Raw genomic sequence first — 5126 nt, forward strand, 5'->3', positions numbered from 1 at the left:
GCGCTGCGCTACTACTTCGCCGCCAAGTCCGGCGGCGGCGTTGAAGACCTCGACCTCAACCTGGGCGACTTCATCGCGCGCGTCAACGCCGACCTGGTCGGCAAGTTCGTCAACCTGGCCAGCCGCTGCGCCGGCTTCATCAGCAAGCGCTTCGATGGCCGCCTGGCCGACAGCCTGCCCGATGCCGCCCAGTACGACCGCTTCGTCGCCGCCCTCGCCCCGATCCGTGAGGCGTACGAGCGCAACGACCCGGCCGCCGCCGTGCGCCTGACCATGACCCTGGCCGACGAAGCCAACCGCTACATCGACGACCAGAAGCCGTGGGTGATCGCCAAGCAGGACGGCGCCGACGCGCAGCTGCAGGCGGTCTGCACCCAGGGCTTGAACCTGTTCCGCGTGCTGGTCACCGCACTGCGGCCGATCCTGCCGGCCACCGCCGCGCAGGCCGAAACCTTCCTCGCCGCACCGGTGCAGGACTGGACCGACATCGCCCGCCCGCTGACCGCACACACCATCGCGGTGTACGCACCGCTGTTCACCCGAATCGACCCGAAAATGATCGACGCCATGACCGACGCCTCCAAAGACACCCTCGCCGCCGCACCCCCCGTCGCCCCGGCGAAGCCTGCCAAGCCGGCGCCCGCACCGGCGGTAGCCGCCGCCCCGACCGACGGCACGGCCTATATCGGCATCGACGACTTCGCCAAGCTCGACCTGCGGATCGGCAAGGTGCTGGCCTGCGAGTTCGTCGAAGGCTCGGACAAGCTGCTGCGCTTCGAACTGGACGCCGGTGATCTCGGCAAGCGCCAGATCTTCTCCGGCATCCGCGCCAGCTACGGCGAGCCGGAAAAACTGGTCGGCCGCAGCGTGGTGTTCATCGCCAACCTGGCCCCGCGCAAGATGCGTTTCGGCCTGAGCGAGGGCATGATCCTCTCGGCCGGTTTCGACGGCGGCGACCTGGCCCTGCTCGATGCCGACAGCAGCGCCCAGCCCGGCATGCCGGTGCGCTGATCGCAACGAGGGGCGGCCTTGCCGCCCCGTCCTGCTGGCCTGCACGGAGGAAGCTGCGGTTTGGAACTGGCCCTGTTCGATTTCGACCACACGGTCACCACCTGCGACACGTACGGCCGTTTCCTGCGCCGCGTGGCGACGCCGGAGCAGCTCGCCCAGGCCTGGTGGAAAGTCGGGCCGTGGCTGCTGGCTTACCGGCTCAAGCTGATATCGGCCGCGCGCATCCGCGCCCGCGTCACCCGCCTGACCTTCAGCAACCGTCACAGCGATGACATCGCCACCCAGGCCGCCGGCTATGCGCGCGATGTGCTGCCTGACGTGGTGCGCCCGCAGATGCTGGAACAGATCCACTGGCACCTGCAGCAACGGCATACCGTGGTGATCGTGTCCGGCTCGCTGGATCTGTACCTGCGCCCGTGGTGCGAATCGCTTGGTCTGGGCCTGATCTGCAACCGTCTGGAAAGTCGCGATGGACGCCTCACCGGCCGCTACGCCGATGGCGACTGTGGCCCACGCAAGGTCGAACACATCCGCCAGCGCTACGACCTGTCACGCTTCCAGCGCATCCACGCCTACGGCGACAGCGCGGAAGACCGTCCGATGCTGGCCCTCGCCCACGATCGCTGGTATCGCGGCAAACCCTTGAAATGAAGACCCCGCGCAGCCGACGCCACGCATGATCACCCCAACGTCCCTGACCGAACGCCTCGACCGCCTGCTGCCGCAGACCCWATGCGGTCAATGCGGCTATGACGGTTGCCGTCCCTATGCCGAGGCCATGGCCCGCGGCGAGGCCGGCGTGGACCACTGCCYACCCGGCGGTGATGACGGCGCGCGGGCACTGGCGCGTGTACTGGGTGTACCTGCAGTGCCATTCGACCGCAGCCGGGGCGAATATACGCCCGCGCAGGTGGCGCTGATCATCGAGGCGGACTGCATCGGCTGCACCAAGTGCATCCAGGCCTGCCCGGTGGATGCCATCGTCGGCGGTGCCAAGTACATGCACACCGTCATCGCCGACCTGTGCACCGGTTGCGCGCTGTGCATTCCACCGTGCCCGGTGGATTGCATCGACCTGATCGCAGCGCGCTGATGCCGTGCAGCCGAGCGATATGCCCGGCTGCCATTCGGCCCGTTACGGCAGTGCCGCGGTGATCACGATCTCCACCTTCCAGCTCGGATCGGCCAGCTTGGCCTCCACCGTCGCGCGTGCCGGCGTCATGCCCGCCACCACCCACTCATCCCACGCGGCATTCATGCCGGCGAAATCGTTGATGTCGGCCAGGAACACTTCCGCACGCAACACGTGCTGCTTGTCGCTGGCCACCAGCGCCAGCAGCTTGTCGATCTCTTCCAGCACCTGCCGGGTCTGGCCGGTGATGTCCTGGCTGGTGTCTTCGGGAATCTGCCCGGACAGATAGGCGACCTTGTTGTGCACGGTCATTTCGGACATGCGCGGACCGACATCGAAACGTTCCAACATGGCGCTTTCTCCTCTGGATGAAGGGACATTGTCACCGATGCGGTGTGCGCCTGTCCGTGCCCGGTGTCCTTGCCGCCACGGCGTGCACAGCGCGCACCCTTGGCAAGCGTGCGCATCAGGCGCACGATGCGCCCGCACCCTGCACCGCCTCCTGCCTTGACTCTTTCATCGCCCCCCCACGGAGCACGCTACACCGATGACCGAAACGACCCCTGCTCCCGCCCCGGCACGCCTGGCCTGGCGCCGCGCCGCCACCGTCATCTTCAGCCTGGCGATCCTGGCCCTGGCGCTGCGCGGGCTGGCCAACGAGTTCGACGAACACGGCTACCGCGCCATCCGCGAAGCGTTCCGCCACCTCGGTGCCGGCCAGATCGCGCTGACCGTGGTGCTCGGCCTGGCCAGTTACGCCTGCCTGATCGGTTTCGATGCCATTGGCCTGCGTCGCAGCGGCAAGCAGTTGCACCCGGCGCGTGTGGGCATCACCGCCTTCCTGGCCCACACGCTCGGCCAGACGCTGGGGTTTGCCGCGCTCACCGGCGGCGCCGTGCGCCTGCGCGGCTATGGCGGGGCCGGGCTGAGCCTGGGCGAAATCGGCCAGGTGGTGCTGATGAGCACGCTTGGCTTCGTGTTCGGCGCGTGGCTGCTGCTGGCCTTGGCCTTCATCCTCGAACCGGGTGCGGCCGCGTTGGCGCTGCCGGTGTCGGTGCAGGCGGTGCGCGTGTTCGGCATTGTCGGCCTGCTCGGTTACCTCGGCACGCTGCTGCTGGTCGGTCGCGACGGACGTACCTTCCAGATCCGTGGCCACAGCCTGTGGCTGCCCGACCGCCGCACCATGCTTGGCGTAACCGCGCTGAGCGTAGTGGAACTGGTCCTGGCCAGCGCCGCGTTCTACGTGCTGCTGCCGATGGATACCCCCACCGGCCTGCCCGGCTTTGTCGGCCTGTACCTGGTGGCGGTGCTGGCCGGGTTGATCTCCAGCGTGCCGGCCGGGCTGGGCGTGTTCGAGTGGAGCCTGCTCAAGCTGCTGCCACAGGTGGCACCGGCGTCGGTGCTGGCCGCCGCGCTGATCTACCGCGTCACCTATTACGTGCTGCCGCTGCTGCTGGCCACGCTGCTGGCCCTGGGCCCGGCAATGCGCAAGCCGCTGCGGGTCGGCGCCGGGGCCACCCGCGCCGGCTGGACCGCGCTGCGTCCGTGGCTGCCGCAGATCATCGCGCTGGCGGTGTTCAGCGTCGGTGCCGCACTGGTCATCGACGGCACCCTGCCGACCCCGCGCCGGCACCTGGTCAACGCCTCGCTGCCGATCCTGGAAACCTCGCACCTGCTCGGCAGTCTTGGTGGCGTGGCCCTGCTGCTGATCGGGCAGGGACTGCAACGACGCAGCCACGCGGCCTGGATGCTCGCGCTGGGCATCTGCGTGATCGCGCCGCTGCCGATCTGGCTGCGCGGCGGCCAGGTGTTGATCGCGCTGTCGGCACTGTTGGTGGCGATGGCGCTGTGGGCCTCGCGCCGTGAGTTCTACCGCCAAGGGGCGCTGCTCGACGAAGCCTGGTCGTGGCCGTGGATCCGCAATCTCGGCCTGGTCCTGGTCGCGGTGATCTGGCTGCTGTTCTTCGTCTACAGCCACGTCGAATACCAGAACGAGCTGTGGTGGCAGTTCGCGCTGCAGGGCAACGCCCCGCGTGCGCTGCGGGCGCTGCTGGTGGTGGCCATCGCGCTGACCATCTTCGGCCTGGCCCGGCTGCTGCACAGCACGCGCAGCCCGCTGCCGGCCGCCGACGCCCCGACCCTGGACGCACTGGCCCCGATTCTGGCTGCCGCCGAAGACACCCAGGCGTGCCTGGTCCTCACCGCCGACAAGGCGGTGCTGCGCGATGCCGACCAGCGCGGCTTTGTGATGATGCAGCGCTACGGCGGCTCGCTGATCGCGATGGGCGACCCGGTCGGTCCGCCGGAGGTGGTGCGCGGACTGATCTGGCGCTTCCGCGAGGAAGCCGACCGGCTCGGATTGCGCCCGGTGTTCTACCAGGTCGGCGAAGCGCATTGGCAGACCTACCTCGACCTCGGCCTGACCCTGGTCAAGCTCGGCGAAGAGGCGATGGTGCCGTTGCAGGACTTCGGCCTGGAAGGACGCGAGCGTGCCGACCTGCGCCAGGCCTGGAACCGCGGCAAGCGCAGCGGCCTGAGCTTCCGCGTGGCCACCCCGGCCGAGGTGCCCGCCCTGCTGCCGGCGCTGGAAGCGATCTCACAGGAATGGCTGGATGACAAGGCCGGCGATGAAAAGGGCTTCTCGTTGGGCAGCTTCGATCCGGACTACCTGGTGCGCTTCCCGATGGCGCTGGTGGAAGCGGAGGGCCGCATCGTCGCCTTCGCCAACCTGTGGCAGGCGCCGGCCGGGCACGAGTTGTCGGTGGATCTGATGCGACATATCGACGATGYGCCCAAGGGCACCATGGATTTCCTGTTCATCGAGCTGTTCCTGTGGGGCCGCGCCAACGGCTTCCACCGGTTCTCGCTCGGCATGGCGCCACTGTCGGGACTGGCCCAGCATCGCCTGGCCGGGCGCTGGAACCGCTTTGCCAATATCGTGGCCCGGCATGGCGAGCGTTTCTACGGCTTCAGCGGTCTGCGC

General features: G+C 68.6%; 5 protein-coding genes. 4 read left to right on the forward strand and 1 reads right to left on the reverse strand.

Features of this window, described 5'->3' with window-relative positions; all coding sequences use genetic code 11:
* The 3 genes from metG to rnfB all read left to right on the forward strand — a co-directional run.
* Positions 1-1011 (forward strand): methionine--tRNA ligase subunit beta (gene metG / locus AC1DQP_RS16195; RefSeq protein ID WP_478052005.1); only part of this gene is annotated, 1011 nt, incomplete at its 5' end.
* 60 nt (positions 1012-1071) lie between these two features.
* The gene (locus AC1DQP_RS16200; protein WP_457319402.1) at positions 1072-1662 is read left to right on the forward strand and encodes an HAD family hydrolase; all 591 of its coding nucleotides are present in this window, start codon (positions 1072-1074) and stop codon (positions 1660-1662) included.
* Positions 1663-1687: 25 nt separating this feature from the next.
* Positions 1688-2104 (forward strand): Rnf electron transport complex subunit RnfB, encoded by a 417-nt coding sequence (gene rnfB, locus AC1DQP_RS16205; RefSeq protein ID WP_478052006.1) that lies wholly within the window; start codon positions 1688-1690, stop codon positions 2102-2104.
* A 42-nt stretch (positions 2105-2146) separates the two neighbouring features.
* Here the strand turns inward: rnfB and AC1DQP_RS16210 are convergent, their stop codons facing one another.
* Positions 2147-2494 (reverse strand): RidA family protein, encoded by a 348-nt coding sequence (locus tag AC1DQP_RS16210; RefSeq protein ID WP_038687069.1) that lies wholly within the window; start codon positions 2492-2494, stop codon positions 2147-2149.
* Between the two features lie 196 nt (positions 2495-2690).
* Here AC1DQP_RS16210 and mprF point away from each other — a divergent pair.
* A partial coding sequence (gene mprF / locus AC1DQP_RS16215) for a bifunctional lysylphosphatidylglycerol flippase/synthetase MprF (RefSeq protein WP_478052007.1) occupies positions 2691-5126 on the forward strand: 2436 nt, incomplete at its 3' end.

Source organism: Stenotrophomonas sp. P5_A8 (assembly GCF_056400545.1).